This window comes from Pararhodospirillum oryzae, from assembly GCF_007992075.1.
GTDB lineage: Bacteria > Pseudomonadota > Alphaproteobacteria > Rhodospirillales > Rhodospirillaceae > Pararhodospirillum > Pararhodospirillum oryzae.
The window spans coordinates 17,443-36,451 of record NZ_BJZO01000043.1; the positions used below are offsets into that span (position 1 = coordinate 17,443).

Genomic DNA, 19,009 nt, shown 5'->3' on the forward strand with positions numbered 1-19,009 from the left:
ATGAGATTCAACGCCATTAGCACCTTTGGTCGGGGGACGTCATGAGCGTGAACAATCTGGCCCCGATGTTGCGGCATCCGGACTTGAAACGGCTCTACCAGAAATGGGTGGAGCTGTGCGACAACGGAGAGGTGCCCATGGCCGTCGATGTGGATCCGGCGGATCTGCGTCCGTGGCTGTCTCACATGGTGGTCATCAAGGTGGATCGCGACGGCCGCTACGTTTACGGCTACTATAGTAACGAGTACGCCGAAATTTTCGATGGCGACCGGGTCGGACAGTCCATCGATTCCCTGCCCAAGGAACAACGCGATATTCTCAAAAGGGAATACGAGCAGGTGCGGGTGGAACAAATGCCGGTGGCCCGGGTTTACACGGGCGTTTTCGATGGCGAGGAACAGACCTGGGAACGCCTGGTCTTGCCGTTTCTGTCCCATGACGGAGACGTGGAAAAAATGATGGTCGCTGCTTACAGGGTTTCGTGATGACCACCCGACCGGGACAAAACGCCATGGCCGGCGCGAGCGCGTCGTCCCCTGAACGCGGCACGGGCGCCGAGGAATTCAATCTCTGGTGCGCCTTGAATGACCGCCCCTTTGCCCTGCGCCTTTCGGAATGGCCGTCGGACGGCCCCCCCGAATGGTTCATCGAGGCTGATCGTGGACGACCGCAAGCGGCGGTGATCTGGGGCACGGGCACCGGCGACGAGGATATCGCCACCGCCATTGCCTATGCGTTCGTCGCCGGAATCGAGTGGGCTGAAGCCGAACGGGCGGTCGAGCGCGAGGACGAGACGGAAGACGACGAGGCCGATCCGGTCGAACACTGGATCGATACCCACGAATTCGATGATCTGCCGCAGCCGCTGCGGGTGGGCGCGCCACCGCTGGCGGCCAAGATCGGCGGCGGGCCGGTGCATGGCCAGACCACGGCCCCGGCCCTGGATGACTCCCTGACCGACGACCCCCGGGACACCGGCGACTCCGGGGACCAGGATCTCGCGGATCTCGATCCGTCCGCCTCCTTCGACTCAGGGGAGGACGGGGAGGACGAGGACCTCTCCTTCGATCCCCGGGACGAGGAAGACGCCGGCGCCCTGGCCGGCCCCGGCGAGGAAGACGATCTGTCGGCCTACGAGGACGAAGGCGACGATCTGGTGGACTCTCCGGATCCGCAAGACGAGGAAGACCAGGAGAACGCGGCGCTTGTTTCCCACCCGGGCATTCGCGACGAGGACCCCCCACACCGGCAGTCACTTCTGATCTCCGGCATGCCTCCCCACCGGATCCCGGTCGATCCGGCGCCGGCGGCGGCCGTTTCCCTGGAGTCGGACGACGACGAACAGGAACCGGCCACCTACACGCCGCGCCTGCCTTCCACCGCGTTGCTCAGCCTGCCCGAGGATTCCGATCCACGCGAGGAAAGCGACGAAAACGAACTGGCCGAACGGGCGGCCAAGCTGGAAACGGTGCTGCGCAACTTCCGGGTCCGGGGCGAGATCATGGAAGTGCGGCCGGGCCCGTGCGTGACCTTGTTCGAACTGGAGCCGGTGCCGGGCACCAAGTCCTCGACCATCATCAATCTGGCCGACGATATCGCGCGCTCGATGAGCGCGGTCACGTGTCGTATCGCCCTGGTCCCCGGGCGCAGCGTGATCGGCATAGAGCTGCCCAACGACACCCGCGAAACGGTGTACTTGCGCGAAATCCTGGATTCCGAGGCCTGGAAGCAGTCGCGCGCGCGCCTGCCCATGGCCCTGGGCAAGGACATCGGCGGCGATCCGGTGGTGGTCGATCTGGCCCGCATGCCTCACCTTCTGATCGCCGGAACCACCGGTTCGGGCAAGTCGGTGGGCATCAACGCGATGATTTTGTCGCTGCTCTATCACCTTCAGCCTGACCAGTGCCGGCTGATCATGATCGATCCCAAGATGCTGGAGCTGTCGGTTTACGACGATATCCCGCACTTGCTCACCCCGGTGGTGACCGACCCCCACAAGGCGGTTTCGGCCCTGAAGTGGGTGGTGCGCGAAATGGAAAACCGCTATCGCGCCATGGCCCTGCTGGGGGTGCGCAATCTGGATGGCTACAACGCCCGGGTGATCGATCTCAATTCCCGGGGCGAGCAGGTGACCAGCCGGATCCAGGTTGGCTTCGACAAGGAGCGGCGCGAACCGATTTTCGAGGACCGCATCGTTCATCTGGATCCGCTGCCGTGCATCGTCGTCGTGGTGGACGAGATGGCGGATCTGATGCTGGTGGCGGGCAAGGAGATCGAAACCCTGATCCAGCGCCTGGCGCAGATGGCGCGCGCGGCGGGCATTCACCTGATCATGGCGACCCAGCGCCCCAGCGTGGACGTGATCACCGGCACCATCAAGGCCAACTTCCCCACCCGCATCAGCTTCCAGGTCACGAGCAAGATCGACAGCCGCACCATCCTGGGCGAGTCGGGGGCCGAGCAGCTGCTGGGCCAGGGCGACATGCTGTTCATGCGCGCGGGCGGACGCATCAGCCGCGTTCACGGCGCCTTTGTCTCGGATCAGGAGGTCGAAGGCGTGGTGGCCAGCCTGCGCCGGCAAGGGACCCCCGATTACGTGTACTCGGTCACCGAGGACGACGACGACGACTACCCCGCTCCCTCGGCGGGGGGTCCCGGGACGAACGGCGGGCCGTCGCTGGACGAGGGATACTCGGACGAAGGAGAAGACGGCGATCTCTACAGCCAGGCGCTGGCGGTGATCTTGCGCGAGGACAAGGTGTCGGTCAGCTTCGTGCAACGACACCTGCAAATTGGCTACAACCGCGCGGCGCGCCTGGTCGAGCGCATGGAAAACGAAGGCGTGATCAGTCCCCCCAACCATGTGGGCAAGCGCGAGATCCTGATGTCGGCCCGGCAGTTCTTCGCCAGCCGGGACAACAACGGGTAGGCACGGGAGCGCGTCCGGGCGGGGGTCAAACCGCCTGGACGTTGCCCAGGAAGCTCCCCACGTCCCGGCCCAGATTGGCCTCGGCGTCGCCCAGGTCGCGGGCGACGTGGAACATGCTGGTAGCCAGTTCCCCGGTGGAGCGGGCGGCGGCGGAAACGTCGCCCATGGTTTGGGTGACCGCGCGGTTCTCCGCGGCGGCCTGCTGGACGGTCTGCACGATGGCCTGGGTGGCGGCGCTTTGTTCCTCGACGGCGGCGGCGATGGAGGACACGACACCATCCACCTGGCGGATGGCGCCACTGACGGCCCGAATCGCCTCGACGCTGTGGCGGGTGGAGGTCTGGATCTCGCGAATCTGCGAGGCGATGTCCTGGGTGGCCTTGGCGGTCTGCACGGACAGGGCCTTGACCTCGCCCGCGACCACGGCGAACCCCTTGCCCATTTCCCCCGCCCTTGCCGCCTCGATGGTGGCGTTCAGGGCCAGCAGGTTTGTCTGGCCCGCGATGGTTTCAATCAAGGTCAGGATTTCCTCGATCGTTCGGGCCGAGGCGGCCAGCTGCTCGATGGTTTTGTCGGCATTCAAGGCTTCGTTCACCGCCACGGCGGTGTAGCGGGTGCTTTCCTGGATGCGCTGGCTGATTTCGATCGTTGCCGTGCCCAGTTCCTCGGCGGCCTGGGCCATGGTATCGATGGCGTTCGCGGCCTCCTCGGCGGCGGTGCTCACGGTGCTGCTGTCACGGCTGGCGGTATCGGCGGCCTGGCGCACGGCGTGGGCGTTGGTCTGAACCCCCTCGACCGAGGCTTTCACCCGACTCATGGTCTGATCCATCAAGGCGGCGAACTCCTGGATCAACCGGTCGCGCTCGCGGCTGCGATAAAGCTCGCGTTCCTGTCCGGCGCGAACCTCTTTTTCCAGTCGCTCGGACTGGAGAAGGTTTTCCTTGAAGACCTGGATGGACCGGGCCATGACCGCGATTTCGTCGTGGCCGTTGGTGTAGGGAACGCTCACTTCCTTCTGGCCATGGGACAAGGTGTCCATGACCTGGGTAATGGCTCGAACCGGCCGCACGACCGAGCGGGCGATCAGCAACGAAACAAGCAAGAACAAGGGAACAGAGGCACCAACCAGCGCCAGCGACAAAACGATGACCTGGGTTTCGGTTTCCTTTCCCCGGGCCTGGACCGCGCTGTCGGCTTCGATGGCCTTGGTCCGCAAGGCCTGGAAGGCCGGGGAGAAATCGGCGTAGATGGCCCCAAGCCGGACAAGGCTCGCGCGCACGTTCTGGTCGGCCTCGATCATGGCGGCGAGAGCGCCGAGATAGGTTTCAATCTGCCGGGAAAGTTCGGCCTGGCGCTGGCCATTCAGCGTTGAATGGTTCAGGCGGTCCATGAACACGCGGCCTTGTTCCCTGACCTTTTCAAGCAAGGACGGGTATCCGCGCAAAAGGTAGTCCTTTTCGTAGCGGCGCATCATGAGCAGCGGCACCATCAAGGCGTCGTCGTTCTCGGCGGTAACCTCGCGTTCCATGGCATGGACGGCCTGGCGCAGGGCGCCTTGCAACCCATCGCTTTCGGTCAGGCCGGCGCGCTGCTGGGCGGCAACCATGATCTCGAATTCCTCGCGATAGGCTTTCATGCCCTGGAGGATGCGTTCCACCGGGCCGGCGAGAAAGGCCGCGCGGGGATCGCGGGCCAGGGCCTCGGCCCTGTTCTGGGTCTCGTTCAGGCCTTCGCGAACCCGATCGGCGTTGGCCAGATCCTTGTGCAGCAGGAAATCCTGCTCGGCGCGTCGAAGAGTCAGGTTGCCGATCTCCAGGTCATTCCCCTCCAGGCGCAAGGCCGCGACCGTGCGTGTCTGGGCATCGGTTCTGGTGAGAGTCGAAACGCTCCAGAACACAAGAATTCCCATGGCGACCAGACCGGCGATACCCAAGGCGGCAAGGGTTACGATTCTCCCTCGGACCGAAAAAACGCGCATGACCCATCCCCAGTGATGATGGTCTGTAGAGATAAGAAAGGTATTGTTTAGTATGTATCTCGACAAGGCGGAAAGGCCGGGCATGCCCAAAAATTCCGTTTTGGCGTTTGCCTTATCGTGAAAAAACAAAAAAGTGGCGGGTGGCTTGGCAAGCCGCGGGGGTTGCCCCCCTTGCATCCCCCCCTTGGCGGATCATGTTTCATGAAACGCCATGAGGAAGGAGAACACCCATGTCATCGGGTGTGACCCGGCGCCCCGGCTTCGCCGAGGGATGCGGCCGGCAATCAGCCCTTGTCGCCGCAAGCGATGCCGCTGCGTCGGCTGGCTTCAAAAAAGCAGAAGGCCCCACAAAGGGGGCCCCACAGCGTCTTGAAAAGAGTGGCGCGCCCTGAGGGATTCGAACCCCCGACCCACGGCTTAGAAGGCCGTTGCTCTATCCAACTGAGCTAAGGGCGCCCCGTTTGCAACGACGCGAGGAGGGAGATTTTCCCTTTTTCGGGCCCCGCGTCCAGCGAAATCAAACCGTCACGAAACCTTCCGGAAAGCGAAATTATCCGCGTAGGCCTTGGGGTGGATCACGCGGGGCGCGGGATCGCGCACCGTGGCTTCCAGTCCCTTGCGCTTGGCGTAGGCCAGGGCCTCGGCCTTGGTCGGAAAGGTCAGGCGCAGTTGCCGGTTCATGTCGCCCGAGCCCACCCAGCCCATGAGGGCGTCATTCAAGGGGCGCTCGGTCGGCTCGAACTCGACCACCCAGTGATGGGTGCGGCCCTTGCCCGACTGCATCGCCGTCTTCGCCGGCTGGTAAATGCGCACGCGAGTCATGGCTTCCCTTTCCTGCTAGTTCCAGGGCCCGCCCGTGTTCCGGGCGGCCACGGATGGCTCCTGGCGGCATGGTCGGGGCGAGAGGATTCGAACCTCCGGCATCCAGCTCCCAAAGCTGGCGCTCTACCTGGCTGAGCTACGCCCCGCATGCGGCCTTCGCGGGACCGGTACGCGGTCTCGCGGCCCGAAAAATATGGGGTTCCCGAGAAAAAGGCAACCATCCTGGAATCCCGCCAGCCGGGAACGTGATCCTTGAGAACGAGCCCCGGAAAGTCGGAACCGCTTTGGAGCCGTGCCGGGATCGGATTTTTCGCACGCTGCTTCAGGCCGCGTATTCCTGGGCGATGTCCATGAACGCCCTTACGGTGCGCAGGCGGCGCCGCTCGCGCAGGCACACGGCGTAGATCGTCATGCGCAGGTCGGCATCGTTTATGGGCAGCAAGACAAGGCGGGGATCCATGCCAAACTCGTTTTCGGCGATCACGCCAATGCCGAATCCGGCCGCCACCGCCTCGCGCGTGGCCTCGCGCGTGTTGATTTCCATCACCACCGCCGGCGTGATGGCGCGTTCGGCCAGGGCGCGCTCGAACACCTGCCGGGTGACCGAGCCGCCGGTGCGCCACACCATCGGCTGATCCTGGAACGCCGCCAGCATGACCTCCCGCTCGCGGGCCCAGGGGTGGGTGCGGGGCACGAAGGCCATGACCCGGGGGCTGAGAAGAGGGTGCGCGATCAGGCGCGGGTCCACCCGGATGTCGGCCAGCACGCCCACGTCGGTGCGATAGTCGTACAGATTGCGCAGCACCTCGGCCGAGTTGCCAAGGGTCAGGTCGAAGGTGACACCCGGATGACGCCGGCTCAACCGTGAAAGAAGCGGCATGACCGTGAACGGGCTGTCGGCCCCCACCGCCAGCCGCCCGGCTTCCAGGTTCATGCTCGCGCTCAGGAGTTCCTCGGCCTCGTCGTGCAAGGCAAACAGGCGGGTGGTCACGCCCAGAAGCTGGCTGCCCAGGGCGGTCAGGCGCACGCCACGCCCCTGGCGCTCGAACAGGCGCACGCCCGCGCCTTCCTCCAGGGCCCCCACCTGTCCGGAAACGGTCGGCTGGGTCACGTTGAGCGCCTTCGCCGCCTTGGTGAAGGATCCTTGGGTCGCGACCATGTGAAAGGCCCGCAATTGGGCAAGATTGATAGGCATGGATCTATGAAAATCCGAAAAAGCCCGATTTGATTTACAGTAGGCACCCTGCTTGCCTGGAACGCAATCACAACCGGCCGCCCGGGCGTGGGGCGGGGAAACGCTCCATGGACGCGCCCGGGGCGGCCTTGCGTCGGGAGAACAAAGCCCATGGTCATCCCCACAGCCCAGCCTTTGGTTGAGGCGCGGGTGCGTCTGGTGGTTTTCGACTGGGCGGGCACGGTCATCGATCACGGGTGTCGGGCGCCGGCCGCGATTTTCCAGGCCGCCTTTGCCGAGGCGGGCGTGCCAATCACCGAGGCCGAGGCCCGCGCCCCCATGGGGCTGCCCAAGCTCGATCACATCCGGGCCATTGGCGGCGCGGTTCAAGAACGCTGGCGGGCCGTCCACGGCACCCCCTTCGGGGAGGAGGAGGCCCGGGCCGTGTACGCCCGCTTCCTGCCCATGCAGATTGCCGTGGTCGCGGACTATGCCGACGTCATCCCGGGCGCGCCCGAAGTCGTGGCGGATCTGCGAGGCCGGGGAATCCGGATCGGCTCGACCACCGGCTACACCCGCGCGATCATGGACGCCTGCGTGGCCAAGGCGGCCGCCCAGGGCTTCGCCCCCGACGCCATGGTGTGCGCGGGCGACATGGCCACCGGGCGGCCGGGGCCGATGATGATGTTCCGTCTGATGATCGAGCTGGACGCCTACCCGCCGGCGGCGGTGGTCAAGGTGGGCGATACCCCGGTGGACATGCAAGAAGGGCGCAACGCCGGAGCCTGGGCCATCGGGGTCACGGACACCGGCAACGAAATCGGCCTGACCGCCGCCGAGCTGGCCGCCTTGCCCGAGGCCGAACGCGACCAGCGCCGGGCCCGAGCCGCCCGGGCCCTGATCGGCGCCGGGGCCCACCAGGTCATTCGCTCCGTGGCCGACCTGCCCACCGCGATCGCCCTGATCGAGGCCCGGCTGGCGGCGGGGGAAAAGCCGTGAACAGCCTGAACCCGCCCGCGCCGGATTTCCTGGGGGAGGGCGACGGCAATCTTTCCCCCGCGCGCGAGGCCTGGGCCGGCCGGTATCGAGGGCCCCAGGCCACGGCCCTGGTCGCGCGCGACGCGGCCGTGTTCCTGCCTCAAGCCCTGTCCACGCCCTGCCTGTCGGCGATCAGGGCCGCCGAGGGGGCCTGGCTGACCGATGCCGACGGGCGCCGCCTGCTTGATTTTCACGGCAACGCCGCCCACACCCTGGGGTATGGCCATCCCCGCCTGCTGGCGGCACTGCGCGATCAGATGACGGCGCTGTCCTTCAGTCCGCGCCGTTACACCAACGAGGTCGCCGTCCTGCTGGGCGAGCGCCTGCGCGCGGTGGCACCGCAGGAAGACGCCCGGATCTTGCTGACCACCGGGGGATCCGATGCCATCGAGGTGGCCTTGAAGCTGGCCCGCCTCGCCACCGGCCGTTTCAAGACCCTTTCCTTCTGGGATGCCTTCCATGGGGCCGGGTTCGGGGCCGCCTCGGTGGGGGGCGAGGCGCATTTTCGCTCCCATGGCCTGGGGCCGTTGTTGCCGGGCACGGCCCACGTCGCCCCCTTTGCCTGCTACCGCTGTCCCTACGGGCATGCCGACAATGCATCCTGCGGTCTCGCCTGCGCGGCCATGATCCGCTACGTCCTGGAGCGCGAGGGCGACGTGGCGGCGGTGATCGCCGAGCCGGCGCGGGCCGTGCCCACGCTGCCGCCACCCGGCTTCTGGCCCCTGGTCCGCGAAGCCTGCACCGCGCACGGCGCCTTGCTGATCTTCGATGAAATTCCCACCGGCCTGGGCCGCACCGGCCACCTGTTCGCCTCCGATGCCTGGAACGTGGTTCCCGATATCACGGTTCTGGGCAAGGGGCTGGGGGGCGGCGTGCTGCCGGTGGCGGCCGTGGTCGCCAGGGGGGCCCTGGCCGGGGCGGTCCGCGCCGTGTCCATTGGCCACTATACCCACGAGAAGAACCCGCTGCTGGCGCGCGCCGCCCTCACCACCTTGGAAATCCTGCTCGACGAGGATCTGCCGGCCCGCGCCCGCGCGCTGGGCGCCCACGCCCTGGCCCGTCTTGATGAGATGAAGGCCCGCCATGCCCTGATCGGCGACGTGCGCGGCCTGGGGCTTCTGCTGGGGGTCGAGGTGGTCGCCGACCGTGAAACCCGGGCCCCCGATCCGGCGGCGGCCGAGCGGGTTTTGTATCATGCCCTGGCCCGGGGGCTGTCGTTCAAGGTTTCCCTGGGCAATGTGCTCACCTTGATGCCGCCGCTGACCATCGATCAGGCCGACCTGGACCGGGCCCTGGATATCCTCGACGTGAGCCTGGCCCAGGCCGCCGGCGGGAATTCATGAGCCCGACCCTGCCGGCCTCGGCCCGGGTGGCGGTGATCGGGGGCGGGGTGCTGGGGCTGTCGGTGGCCTGTCATCTGATCTGGGCCGGGATCCGCGACGTGGTGGTGATCGAACGCCAGACCCCGGCCAGTGGCGCGACCGCCCGCGCCGCCGCCTTGCTCACCCGCGCCCGTCCGCATGCCCTGGAACGGGCCCTGGTCCGCGCCACCTATGCCGCCCTGGATCGCCTGATGGCCGATCCCGACGCGCCGGCCCTTGATGTCCACCGGGTCGGGGCCGTCCACCTGAGCGCCGATCCCGCGACCGTGGCCGCGCTCACGGCTCGTTTGCAGGCCGGGGCGCGGGAAGGGGACCCGGTGCGTGCCCTGGACGAGGCCACCGTGCGCGCCCTCGTCCCCTGGCTGGATCCCGGCCCGGCGGACCTGATCGCGCTTTCGCAAGGCGATGCCTATCTGGATCCCTACGCCCTGGCCCAGGCCTACGGCGCCGCCGCCCGCCGGGGCGGCGCGCGGATCATCCCCGACACGGAAGTGCTCGCCGTGCGCCGCAGCCGCTCGGGGGCCGTCACGGGCCTGGAAACCAGCCGGGGCGGGATCGACTGCCGCACCGTGGTGCTGAGTGCCGGGGCGTGGTCGTCGCCGCTGGCGGCTGCTGCTGGCCTGGGGCTGGCGCAGGCCCCCGTGCGCAGCTTGTATTGGATCACCGCGCCCGATCCCGCGCTGGGGGGCCATCACCCCCTGGTGGTGATGCCCGACGCCGGGGCCTATGCCCGGCCCGAGCTGGGAGGGCTTTTGTTCGGGGTGCGCGAGGCGGTGTCGCGGGTCGCCGATCCGCGCGCGCTGCCCTCCGATCTGTCCGGGTTCAGCTTCGGGGGCGATCCCGACGCCTGGGACGACCTGCTGGAAGCCGCGCCGCGCCTGCTGCCCTACTGGCCCGGCCTGCCGCGCGCGGCCCTGGCCCACGCCATCACCGGCCCCTCGGCCTATACCGCCGACGGGCGCTTCCTGGTGGGGCCGGTTGCCAGCGTGCCGGGGCTGGTGGTGGCCACCGGCTGCTGCGGGGCGGGGATCGCCGCGTCGGGGGGGATTGGCCAAAGCGTGGCCGCGCTGATCGCCGGCACTCCGCTTTCGTGGGATCCGGCTCCCCTGTCTCCCACCCGCTTTGGCCGCGTCGATCCCTTCGATCCCGCCTTGTGGGAAACCTGCGCCCGGGTCCGGGCCGGCAAGCGCACCGGCTGAGGGCGGCGGGGAGGGGGGCATCCTCCCCAGGCAGCCCGGGCGTTGGTGCTGTGTCTTACTCTTCCAGGCGGCGCAACACGGCCACGTCGTCGGCCACGGCGGCCAGGGTCTGGCGGTGGGTTTCGGCCAGGGTCCCCAACGCCGCCAGACTGCTTTCGACGGCGCGGGTGTCGGTGGTCATGGTTTCCACATGCGCAAGCAAGGACTGGTAGCTCTGCTGGGTTTCGCCGAAGCGCTGGCTGGTGCTGGTGATCAGGGAGCCCAGGGCCTTCAGGGCCTGTTCCAGGCCGGCGATCGAGGCATGGGTGCGCCCCAGGCTGGCCTTGGTATCCTGGGCCAGCTTCTTGACCTCGGTCGCGACCACCGAAAAGCCCCGTCCAGCCTCGCCGGCCCTTGCCGCCTCGATGGTGGCGTTCAAGGCGAGAAGGTTTGTCTGGCCGGCGATGGTATCGATGATCTTAAGCACCTCGCGCAGGGTATTCATGGTTTGGGAGAGCCCCCCGAACTCACGGGTCAGGGCGGTGGTGTCGGAAAGATCAACGGCCGTGCGCGCGCCCGCGCTCAGGGTTTCCTGGATGTCGCCCATCAAGGCCCGGATGGAAGCGGTTTGCGCGAGAACCTCGCTCGTGCGTTGGCTCAGATCGGTGCCGGCGTCGAAATGGGCGATCAGGCGATCGGTGATCTGGGCGCGCAGGTCGTTGAGCACCTTCATCCGGTTAAGCCCGCTGCGCGCCGCCTGGAAGTACGACACGAAACGGGCGTAATGGACCGGAAATTCCTCGACAAAACGATCATGCAGCGGGGCGTGGGTCGTGTCGAAGAAGACCAGCGCGCTCAGCGTCTGGTTGACGTTGATGCCAAACAGCTCGCCAAAGGTCGAGAAACCGGCCACTGGCATCGGCCAAACCTGATCCAGTCCGCCAAGTTGGCCGGCGTTGTTGAGGCGGCGCAAGATGCAGTCGTTCAAGATGGCGCCAAGCGCCGGCGGCTTGTCGGCCAGGAAGGCGGTCACGTCGCGCCGGGTCTGCTGCACGAAATCCGTGGCGCGCAGCAAAAGCAAGGTATCGCCCGGGTTGATGTCGCAAAAAAATGACACCGTGCCCGCGCCCTCGTCCAGCCCCGCCACCGAGCGCACGAACAGCGCGCCCTCGATCTCGACGCCAAAGGTGTGGCCTTGCAAGCGCGCCGGGATGCCCGACACCGGCACGCCCAGGGTCTCGGCCAGCACCTCGGGGAACGGGCGCACCCGATGGGTCTTGGGGTCGAGGACCGAGGTCACCCGCCGCTGGTCGGGGTCGGCGTCGATGACCACGAACGACATGCCGGTTTTCTCGAAATTCTGACTTTTGAACACGCCATAGCCGCGCTGGGGCGCAAGTTTCAGGAAAACCAGAACCGCGTGGTTTTCCAAAACGCTGCGCCCGTCGAACAAGGTGGTGCGCTTGAAGTCGAGGGTGCCTCCGGCCGATCCGCCGATGAACAGGCACGGAAAGCGGCCACTGCGGTAGACCGCTTCCATCAGATAATTCTCGCACGCCGACAAGCCGTCAACGAACGTCAGCGCCACCGTGTCGCGGGCATCCACCGTGAACGGCAGGCGCACGCTTTCCAGCGCGCGGGTCAGCCGCGTGACGCGTTCGTCCGGAGCCAGGGCAGGGGCACCCTTGCGGATGTCCTCGTTGGGGAGGGGAACAGCATGCAGGCTAAGGGCACCGATGAGGTCGGCGGGCAGGATCTGGACCACCACCGACGACCAGGGCGCCTCGGCCGGCTTATAAAGGCACGTCCCCCCGCTTCCCCCGCACAGCTCGCCAGCGGTCGAGACCGCCACCACCGGCGTGGGCGCCGCCAGCCGGGCGGCGGCATCGGTGACGGCGCGAAAATCAACATGGGGCGAGACATACAGCAACGCGAGCGCGGCAGGCCGGCCCCCGGGGGAAAAATCCTCGCGCGTGAGGCCGCTTAGCCGGGCGTCGGTTTCGTGAACAACAACGGGGTTTGCCTGGGACGAAGAGGGAAGGGGCAGGTCCGCCGACGCCCCCATGGACGGCATGCTCATCATGGTTCCTTGTATATCCATCCCCCGGCGAGGGGGCGACGAGTGTGGCGGGCGCCTTAAGCCCACGGCCCGGCGCGCTTCCCCGGATGATGTCTCAGGCCCCGGGATAAGGGAAAGGAACATTTACCATAATTCCTTCAAGACTCCTGCTCGATTTTACCAAGGTCAGGTCACGCTTTTTTCATATCTCTCAACGACCGGGGGAGTCGTCGGGACCGCGCCGCTTGAAGGGAAGGGCAATAATGGCAAATTATTCACTATTATGACCACATTAAGGCGTTGACTTCCGGCGAACCATGAAGCACCATTACTCACATGGGGACAAGAGAACGCCGCTTCCCTCCCGGTGCCCTCCGCCCCTTCAGCCAACACCCCGGCCGCTCGCATGGCCCGGACGGGGAGTACCGGGGAAAACCTCCGGCCCAAGGGTCCTAGCCCAGCCCAAGGAACATCTGTTGGTTTCCAAGGCCCCCGTTTCCGGTTCGTCCGGGCGGGGGCCTTCTAAATTTCTCCCCCCTTTTGCGTACTCCGACCCCTTCCCGAACCGGGGGAGGGCGGTTTTTTGCGCTTATGGTGAATTAACCGCGAGGGTTTACCAAAGGCGGGCAAACACCTCCATTAATTCCAGGAAGCGGTTGGGGAGACAAAAATAAAAACCGTTTAAAAACAAAGGGATGGTTGTTTTCCAGCCTCCGGGAGGTGGGGGCCGGGCGACTGGCACGGCGCTTGCGATAAAGGGGGCGTGAAGACGACAAAGAGATGTCGTCAAATATTATCGCAAAGGAGCCCCTGGTCATGACGCGCAAGGTCGCCATTTACGGCAAGGGTGGTATCGGAAAGTCCACGACGACCCAGAATACCGCCGCTGCCCTGGCCTATTATCATGGTAAACATGTCTTTATTCATGGCTGCGATCCCAAGGCGGACTCCACGCGTCTGATTCTGGGCGGCCTTCCCCAGGAAACAGTCATGGACACCTTGCGCCAGGTCGGCGCCGAGAAGGTGACTCTCGACAAGGTGGTCAAGACCGGCTTTCGCGACATCCGTTGCGTGGAATCGGGCGGTCCCGAGCCCGGGGTGGGCTGCGCCGGGCGCGGTGTCATTACCGCCATCGATCTGATGGAAGCCAACGAAGCCTATACCGACGACCTGGATTTCATTTTCTTCGACGTGCTGGGTGACGTGGTGTGCGGCGGGTTCGCCATGCCGATCCGCGACGGCAAGGCGCAGGAAGTCTACGTGGTGGCCTCGGGCGAGATGATGGCCATCTATGCCGCCAACAACATCTGCAAGGGTCTGGTCAAGTACGCGAAGCAAAGCGGCGTGCGCCTGGGCGGCGTGATCTGCAACAGCCGCAAGGTCGATGGCGAATACGAGTTCCTGCAGGAGTTCACCGAGGCCATCGGCACCAAGATGATCCACTTCGTGCCGCGTGACAACATCGTGCAGAAGGCGGAATTCAACAAGAAGACCGTGACCGAATACGATCCGGAAGCCAACCAGGCCCAGGAATACAAGACCCTGGCCCAGGCCATCATCGACAACACGGATTTCGTCATTCCCAAGCCGCTGACCATGGACGCCCTGGAAAAGATGGTCGTCAAGTACGGGATCGCCGACTAACCCGAAGCCTTTTGTCTTCTTGCGCTCGTGCTTCGCCTCGTTGAAGGCGGATCCCACCCCCACGGGAAAAGCGGGCGCAAGGACAAGGGAACGAACCTCTTTCCCCCCCATCCGGCAGGCAGAAAGGAAAAGCGGCCATGCCTTATCATGAGTTCGAATGCAGTACCTGCATTCCCGAACGCAAGCAGCACGCGGTCGTCAAGGCCCCGGGGGAGGATCTGACCTCCTGCCTCCCGCTCGGGTACCTGAACACGATTCCCGGCTCGATCTCCGAACGCGGCTGCGCCTATTGCGGCGCCAAGCACGTGATCGGCACGCCGATGAAGGACGTGATCCACATCAGCCACGGGCCGATCGGCTGCACCTATGACACCTGGCAGACCAAGCGCTACATCAGCGACAACGGCAATTTCCAACTGCGCTACACCTTCGCCACCGACGTGCGCGAAAAGCACATCGTGTTTGGCGCGGAAAAGCTGCTGAAGCAGAACATCATCGAGGCCTTCAAGGCCCACCCCGACATCAAGCGCATGACCATCTACCAGACCTGCGCCACTGCTTTGATCGGCGACGATATCGACGCCATCGCCGGCGAGGTCATGGAGGAGATGCCCGACGTCGATATCTTCGTGTGCAACTCGCCTGGTTTCGCCGGTCCCAGCCAGTCGGGCGGCCACCACAAGATCAACATCGCCTGGGTGAACAACAAGGTCGGCACGGTCGAGCCGGAAATCACCAGCGATTACGTGATCAATTACGTGGGCGAATACAACATTCAGGGCGACCAGGAGGTCATGCTTGATTTCTTCAAGCGCATGGGCATCCAGGTTCTGTCCACCTTCACCGGCAACGGAAAATACGACGACCTGCGCGCCATGCACCGCGCCCACCTGAACGTTTTGGAATGCGCGCGTTCGGCCGAATACATCTGCAACGAGCTGCGGGTGCGCTACGGCATTCCCCGCCTCGACATCGACGGCTTCGGGTTCGAGCCCCTGTCGGCCTCGCTGCGCAAGATCGGGCTGTTCTTCGGGATCGAGGACCGGGCCCAGGCGATCATCGACGAGGAAACCCGCAAGTGGAAGCCGGCCCTTGACTGGTACAAGGAGCGCCTGAAGGGCAAGAAGGTGTGCCTGTGGCCGGGTGGTTCCAAGCTGTGGCACTGGGCCAACGTGATCGAAGAGGAAATGGGGGTCCGGGTCGTCTCGGTCTACACCAAGTTCGGTCACCAGGGGGACATGGAAAAGGGCATCGCGCGGTGCAGCGAAGGCGCGCTGGCCATCGACGATCCCAACGAGCTGGAAGGCCTGGAAGCCCTGGAGCGCCTGAAGCCCGACGTGATCTTCACCGGCAAGCGCCCGGGCGAGGTCGCCAAGAAGGTGGGGGTGCCCTACCTGAACGCCCACGCCTATCACAACGGTCCCTACAAGGGCTACGAGGGTTGGGTGCGCTTCGCGCGCGATATCTACAACGCCATTTACTCGCCGATCCACCAGCTGGCCAGCCTGGATATCAGCAAGGACCCGATCCCGACCAGCCACGGCTTCATGACGCCCGAAATGATTTCCGACGCCGGTCTGGACGAGGCGGTGCGCGCCTCCGACGTGCTGCGCCCCTACACGGGCAAGGCCGACATCATCACGCCCTTGCGTGAGAAGACCGACTATCCCGAGTTTCCGCGCCGTCAGTCGGCCGCCGAATAACCACCGGAGAGCCCCGAATGACCGACATGACCAAGGACCGGGTCGAACAGCTGATCGACTACATCATGAAGAAGTGCCTGTGGCAGTTCCATTCCCGTAACTGGGATCGCGAGCGGCAGAACAAGGGCATTCTTGGCATGACCACCGCCTTGTTGTGCGATGAACCCGTGGACATCGAGGACCCCAAGGAGCGCTGCTACTGGGTTGACGCGGTGGTCCTGGCCGACGCCTACCGCACCCGCTACCCCTGGATCAACACCCTGAGCAAGGACGAAATCCGGGAACTGATGGCCGCGCTGCACGCACGCCTGGACCATCTGACCATCACCGGTTCGCTGAACGCCGAACTGACCGACAAGAACTATTAAGCGGGAGTCGCCCCTGATGACGTGTGAATTCAAAATCAAGGACCGCGTCGGGACGATCAACCCGATCTTTACCTGCCAGCCGGCCGGCGCCCAGTACGCCAGCATTGGCATCAAGGATTGCATCGGCATCGTTCACGGCGGCCAGGGCTGCGTGATGTTCGTGCGTTTGCTGATCTCGCAGCACCTGAAGGAAAGTTTCGAAATCGCCTCGTCGTCGGTGCACGAGGATGGCGCCGTGTTCGGCGCGCTCGACCGGGTCGAGCAGGCGGTTGACGTGTTGTTGATGCGCTATCCCCACGTCAAGGTGGTGCCGATCATCACCACCTGTTCGACCGAGGTGATCGGCGACGACGTGGACGGCGTGATCACCAAGCTGCAAGAGGAACTGCTGGACGTCAAATATCCGGATCGCGAGGTTCACCTGATCCCCATCCATACCCCGTCGTTCGTGGGGTCGATGGTATCGGGTTACGACGTGGCGGTGCGCGATTTCGTCAAGCACTTCTCGAAAAAGGGGAAGCCCAGCCTCAAGATCAACCTGATCACAGGGTGGGTCAATCCGGGCGATGTCAAGGAATTGAAGCACTTGCTGGCCGCCATGGAGGTCGAGGCCAACGTCTTGTTCGAGATCGAGAGCTTCGATTCCCCCCTGATGCCCGACGGCAGCGCCGTTTCCCACGGCAGCACCACCATTGCCGACCTGGAGGACACCGCGAACGCCCAAGGAACCATCGCGCTCAACCGCTACGAAGGCGGCGCGGCCGCCAAGTGGCTGCAAAAGCGCTGGGACGTGCCGGCGGTGATCGGGCCCACCCCGATCGGCATTCGCAACACCGACACCTTCTTGCAAAACGTCAAGGCGATGACCGGCCACCCGATCCCGGACTCCCTGGTGCGCGAGCGCGGCATTGCCATCGATGCCATTACCGACCTGACCCACATGTTCCTGGCCGACAAGCGCGTTGCCATCTACGGCAACCCCGACCTGGTGCTGGGTCTGGCCGAATACTGCCTGGATCTGGAAATGAAGCCCGTCTTGCTGCTGCTGGGCGATGAAAACGCGGGCTACGCCGAGGATCCGCGCATCAAGGCGCTTCAGGAAAACGTCAGCCACGACATGGAGATCGTTTACAACGCCGACCTGTTCGAGCTGGAGCAGCGCTTGAAGGACGGCCTGGAACTCGATCTCATCATGGGCCATTCCAAGGGCCGTTTCGTGTCCATGGATTACAAGGTGCCCATGCTGCGGGTGGGCTTCCCCACCTACGACCGCGCCGGCCTGTACCGCTATCCGGTGGTGGGCTACGCGGGCGCGACCTGGCTGGCCGAACAGATGGCAAACACGATCTTCTCCGACATGGAATACAAGAACAATCGCGAGTGGATCTTGAACATGTGGTGAGCCCGAACCGGATTTCGGGGCGCGCGCCGGGACCTCCCTGCCGCGCCTCGACTCCCCCGTTTCCTCCCTTTTTCCTTGAAGGAGACCCGCCCATGCACATCGCGGTGTTTGTCGATCGGCTGGGCACCCCGGCCCCGTTGCTGGCGGCCCATGGCGTGCGCTTGTACCAGGGCTCGCCGGGGGCCTGGGCCCTGCGTCGCGAAATCCTGGTGAGCCTGGAAGGCAGCGGCACGGGGCTGGCCAGCCTTCAGGCGGCCTTGCGCCCCTTGCCCGAGCAGCTTGAAAACTGCCGGATTTTCCTGGCCACCCACGCGCCTGGAATCGCCGCCGCCTTTTTCCAGGAAGCCCTGGGGGCCCGCCTGTGGGCCGTGCCCGGATCCCTGCCGGGAATCCTCGACATTGTCGCCCGCCACGAGGCCACCCTGGCCGCCGCCCAGCCGGCCGCACCGGTCGCACCGGCCGCGCCGGCCGCGTCGTGCGCTTCGTCGTCGTCGTGCGTGTCGGGTCCGTCGTGCTCGGGCCGGTCGTCCGGGGGGCTGGTGGATCCTGTGGCCCGGTGCCGGCGCCCGAGGCGCTGGGGGAGGGGTGCTATCGCCTGGACCTGGGCGCCGCCCTGGCCAGCGATCCGGGCCTGAATGCCCGCGTGGTGCTGCTGCCCGTGCTGGAAGCGCGCGATTTCCGCGCGTTGGAGATCCACTGCGACCACCTGCCGCGCTGGTTTGATGCCACGCTGCGCCGCCTGGCCCTGTCGGCCGAGGTCACCTCGGATGCCGAGGGCGTGCATGCCCACGTGGTGCCCATGCCGCCGGCCGCCGGCGAGGCTTCGACGGTGGGCGAGGGAGCCCGGCCATGACCCTGGTTGTCAACGAAACCCCGGGAGCGCGCAAAAGCCGCCAGCAGATTTACGACGGAGCCCGGGGCTACCACCTCCGCGCCGAGCAGTTCGCCCAGGATAACCAGCGGCCCAGCCTGATCTTCAACGTGGGGTCGGTCGCCATCGAGCACTATCTGGTGGCCCTGTGCGCCGCCCACGGCCGCATGCCCTTGAACCACACCTACACCGACCTTCTGGAAACGGTGGAGGAAGTCACCACCCTGCCCGACTCCCTGGCCGACGAGATCCGCGCCCTTGACCGGATCTTCGGCCTGTGTTCGCTTGAACACTACCACCACGGGACGCCCGAGGAAGAAGACGCGCAAACGGTCCTGCGCCTGTGCCGGGCGCTGCACGACCTGGTTCCGTGCCCCGATCCGGTCCCTGGCTGACCTTCTTTTCGCCTGCCCTGTTGAACCCGGGAACGCCGGCATGATACCAACGGTCGGAACTGATGA

General features: G+C 65.5%; 16 protein-coding genes and 2 tRNA genes. 12 read left to right on the forward strand and 6 right to left on the reverse strand.

What is annotated here, in order from left to right; translation table 11 throughout:
- Positions 1–41 precede the first annotated feature (41 nt).
- Together ROR02_RS08935 and ROR02_RS08940 are read left to right on the forward strand one after the other, a co-directional pair.
- On the forward strand, positions 42–485 hold the full coding sequence (locus tag ROR02_RS08935; protein ID WP_147163680.1) for a PAS domain-containing protein: 444 nt from the start codon (positions 42–44) through the stop codon (positions 483–485).
- The gene (locus ROR02_RS08940) at positions 485–2,929 is read left to right on the forward strand and encodes a DNA translocase FtsK (protein ID WP_147163681.1); all 2,445 of its coding nucleotides are present in this window, start codon (positions 485–487) and stop codon (positions 2,927–2,929) included. The genes ROR02_RS08935 and ROR02_RS08940 overlap by 1 nt, the downstream gene beginning before the upstream one ends.
- 25 nt (positions 2,930–2,954) lie before the next feature.
- Here the strand turns inward: ROR02_RS08940 and ROR02_RS08945 are convergent, their stop codons facing one another.
- The 5 genes from ROR02_RS08945 to ROR02_RS08965 all read right to left on the reverse strand — a co-directional run bounded on the left by ROR02_RS08945 (position 2,955) and on the right by ROR02_RS08965 (position 6,924).
- Positions 2,955–4,907, reverse strand: a complete 1,953-nt coding sequence (locus tag ROR02_RS08945) for a methyl-accepting chemotaxis protein (protein ID WP_170245047.1) — start codon at positions 4,905–4,907, stop codon at positions 2,955–2,957.
- A gap of 379 nt (positions 4,908–5,286) precedes the next feature.
- A tRNA-Arg gene (locus ROR02_RS08950) sits at positions 5,287–5,363 on the reverse strand.
- A gap of 69 nt (positions 5,364–5,432) precedes the next feature.
- Positions 5,433–5,729, reverse strand: a complete 297-nt coding sequence (locus tag ROR02_RS08955; RefSeq protein ID WP_147163683.1) for an ETC complex I subunit — start codon at positions 5,727–5,729, stop codon at positions 5,433–5,435.
- A gap of 69 nt (positions 5,730–5,798) precedes the next feature.
- Positions 5,799–5,875, reverse strand: a tRNA-Pro gene (locus ROR02_RS08960).
- A gap of 176 nt (positions 5,876–6,051) precedes the next feature.
- Positions 6,052–6,924 carry a LysR substrate-binding domain-containing protein gene (locus ROR02_RS08965; RefSeq protein ID WP_147163684.1) on the reverse strand — a complete coding sequence of 291 codons (873 nt, stop codon included), beginning with the start codon at positions 6,922–6,924 and terminating at the stop codon, positions 6,052–6,054.
- Between the two features lie 150 nt (positions 6,925–7,074).
- Between ROR02_RS08965 and phnX the strand changes: the two genes are divergently transcribed.
- From phnX to ROR02_RS08980, 3 genes are read left to right on the forward strand one after another with little or no spacing between them, the layout of a single operon-like run.
- The gene (phnX, locus tag ROR02_RS08970; protein WP_147163685.1) at positions 7,075–7,902 is read left to right on the forward strand and encodes a phosphonoacetaldehyde hydrolase; all 828 of its coding nucleotides are present in this window, start codon (positions 7,075–7,077) and stop codon (positions 7,900–7,902) included.
- Positions 7,899–9,284, forward strand: coding sequence for a (R)-1-hydroxy-2-aminoethylphosphonate ammonia-lyase (gene pbfA / locus ROR02_RS08975; RefSeq protein ID WP_246135476.1), 1,386 nt, complete (start codon positions 7,899–7,901; stop codon positions 9,282–9,284). The genes phnX and pbfA overlap by 4 nt, the downstream gene beginning before the upstream one ends.
- Positions 9,281–10,522: an NAD(P)/FAD-dependent oxidoreductase gene (locus ROR02_RS08980; RefSeq protein ID WP_147163686.1), complete on the forward strand. Its 1,242-nt coding sequence runs from the start codon at positions 9,281–9,283 to the stop codon at positions 10,520–10,522. The genes pbfA and ROR02_RS08980 overlap by 4 nt, the downstream gene beginning before the upstream one ends.
- Before the next feature lie 55 nt (positions 10,523–10,577).
- Here the strand turns inward: ROR02_RS08980 and ROR02_RS17405 are convergent, their stop codons facing one another.
- On the reverse strand, positions 10,578–12,581 hold the full coding sequence (locus tag ROR02_RS17405; RefSeq protein WP_281291017.1) for a methyl-accepting chemotaxis protein: 2,004 nt from the start codon (positions 12,579–12,581) through the stop codon (positions 10,578–10,580).
- A 795-nt stretch (positions 12,582–13,376) separates the two neighbouring features.
- On the opposite strand from ROR02_RS17405, the gene nifH reads away from it, so the two are divergent.
- From nifH to ROR02_RS09020, 7 genes are all read left to right on the forward strand, one after another.
- A complete protein-coding gene (nifH, locus tag ROR02_RS08990; RefSeq protein ID WP_147163687.1) occupies positions 13,377–14,204 on the forward strand; it encodes a nitrogenase iron protein in 828 nt (275 codons plus the stop codon).
- 137 nt (positions 14,205–14,341) lie between these two features.
- On the forward strand, positions 14,342–15,907 hold the full coding sequence (gene anfD, locus ROR02_RS08995; RefSeq protein ID WP_147163688.1) for a nitrogenase iron-iron protein, alpha chain: 1,566 nt from the start codon (positions 14,342–14,344) through the stop codon (positions 15,905–15,907).
- 17 nt (positions 15,908–15,924) lie between these two features.
- Positions 15,925–16,275: a Fe-only nitrogenase subunit delta gene (gene anfG / locus ROR02_RS09000; protein WP_147163689.1), complete on the forward strand. Its 351-nt coding sequence runs from the start codon at positions 15,925–15,927 to the stop codon at positions 16,273–16,275.
- A 16-nt stretch (positions 16,276–16,291) separates the two neighbouring features.
- Entirely contained in the window at positions 16,292–17,677 is a 1,386-nt protein-coding gene (anfK, locus tag ROR02_RS09005; protein WP_147163690.1) for a Fe-only nitrogenase subunit beta, read from the forward strand.
- A 92-nt stretch (positions 17,678–17,769) separates the two neighbouring features.
- Positions 17,770–18,312 (forward strand): Fe-only nitrogenase accessory AnfO family protein, encoded by a 543-nt coding sequence (locus ROR02_RS16955; RefSeq protein ID WP_147163691.1) that lies wholly within the window; start codon positions 17,770–17,772, stop codon positions 18,310–18,312.
- On the forward strand, positions 18,234–18,530 hold the full coding sequence (locus ROR02_RS17410; RefSeq protein ID WP_218032787.1) for a Fe-only nitrogenase accessory AnfO family protein: 297 nt from the start codon (positions 18,234–18,236) through the stop codon (positions 18,528–18,530). Before ROR02_RS16955 ends, ROR02_RS17410 begins: the two co-directional genes overlap by 79 nt.
- Positions 18,527–18,943 carry a HEPN domain-containing protein gene (locus ROR02_RS09020; protein WP_147163693.1) on the forward strand — a complete coding sequence of 139 codons (417 nt, stop codon included), beginning with the start codon at positions 18,527–18,529 and terminating at the stop codon, positions 18,941–18,943. Before ROR02_RS17410 ends, ROR02_RS09020 begins: the two co-directional genes overlap by 4 nt.
- Positions 18,944–19,009 lie beyond the last annotated feature (66 nt).

What these genes read in the sequence shown, in the direction of transcription:
- ROR02_RS08935 (WP_147163680.1), top strand. Translation starts at nt 42, where the DNA reads ATGAGCGTGAACAATCTGGCCCCGATGTTGCGGCATCCGGACTTGAAA.
- ROR02_RS08940 (WP_147163681.1), top strand. Translation starts at nt 485, where the DNA reads ATGACCACCCGACCGGGACAAAACGCCATGGCCGGCGCGAGCGCGTCG.
- ROR02_RS08945 (WP_170245047.1), bottom strand. Translation starts at nt 4,907, where the DNA reads ATGCGCGTTTTTTCGGTCCGAGGGAGAATCGTAACCCTTGCCGCCTTG.
- ROR02_RS08955 (WP_147163683.1), bottom strand. Translation starts at nt 5,729, where the DNA reads ATGACTCGCGTGCGCATTTACCAGCCGGCGAAGACGGCGATGCAGTCG.
- ROR02_RS08965 (WP_147163684.1), bottom strand. Translation starts at nt 6,924, where the DNA reads ATGCCTATCAATCTTGCCCAATTGCGGGCCTTTCACATGGTCGCGACC.
- phnX (WP_147163685.1), top strand. Translation starts at nt 7,075, where the DNA reads ATGGTCATCCCCACAGCCCAGCCTTTGGTTGAGGCGCGGGTGCGTCTG.
- ROR02_RS08980 (WP_147163686.1), top strand. Translation starts at nt 9,281, where the DNA reads ATGAGCCCGACCCTGCCGGCCTCGGCCCGGGTGGCGGTGATCGGGGGC.
- ROR02_RS17405 (WP_281291017.1), bottom strand. Translation starts at nt 12,581, where the DNA reads ATGAGCATGCCGTCCATGGGGGCGTCGGCGGACCTGCCCCTTCCCTCT.
- nifH (WP_147163687.1), top strand. Translation starts at nt 13,377, where the DNA reads ATGACGCGCAAGGTCGCCATTTACGGCAAGGGTGGTATCGGAAAGTCC.
- anfD (WP_147163688.1), top strand. Translation starts at nt 14,342, where the DNA reads ATGCCTTATCATGAGTTCGAATGCAGTACCTGCATTCCCGAACGCAAG.
- anfG (WP_147163689.1), top strand. Translation starts at nt 15,925, where the DNA reads ATGACCGACATGACCAAGGACCGGGTCGAACAGCTGATCGACTACATC.
- anfK (WP_147163690.1), top strand. Translation starts at nt 16,292, where the DNA reads ATGACGTGTGAATTCAAAATCAAGGACCGCGTCGGGACGATCAACCCG.
- ROR02_RS16955 (WP_147163691.1), top strand. Translation starts at nt 17,770, where the DNA reads ATGCACATCGCGGTGTTTGTCGATCGGCTGGGCACCCCGGCCCCGTTG.
- ROR02_RS09020 (WP_147163693.1), top strand. Translation starts at nt 18,527, where the DNA reads ATGACCCTGGTTGTCAACGAAACCCCGGGAGCGCGCAAAAGCCGCCAG.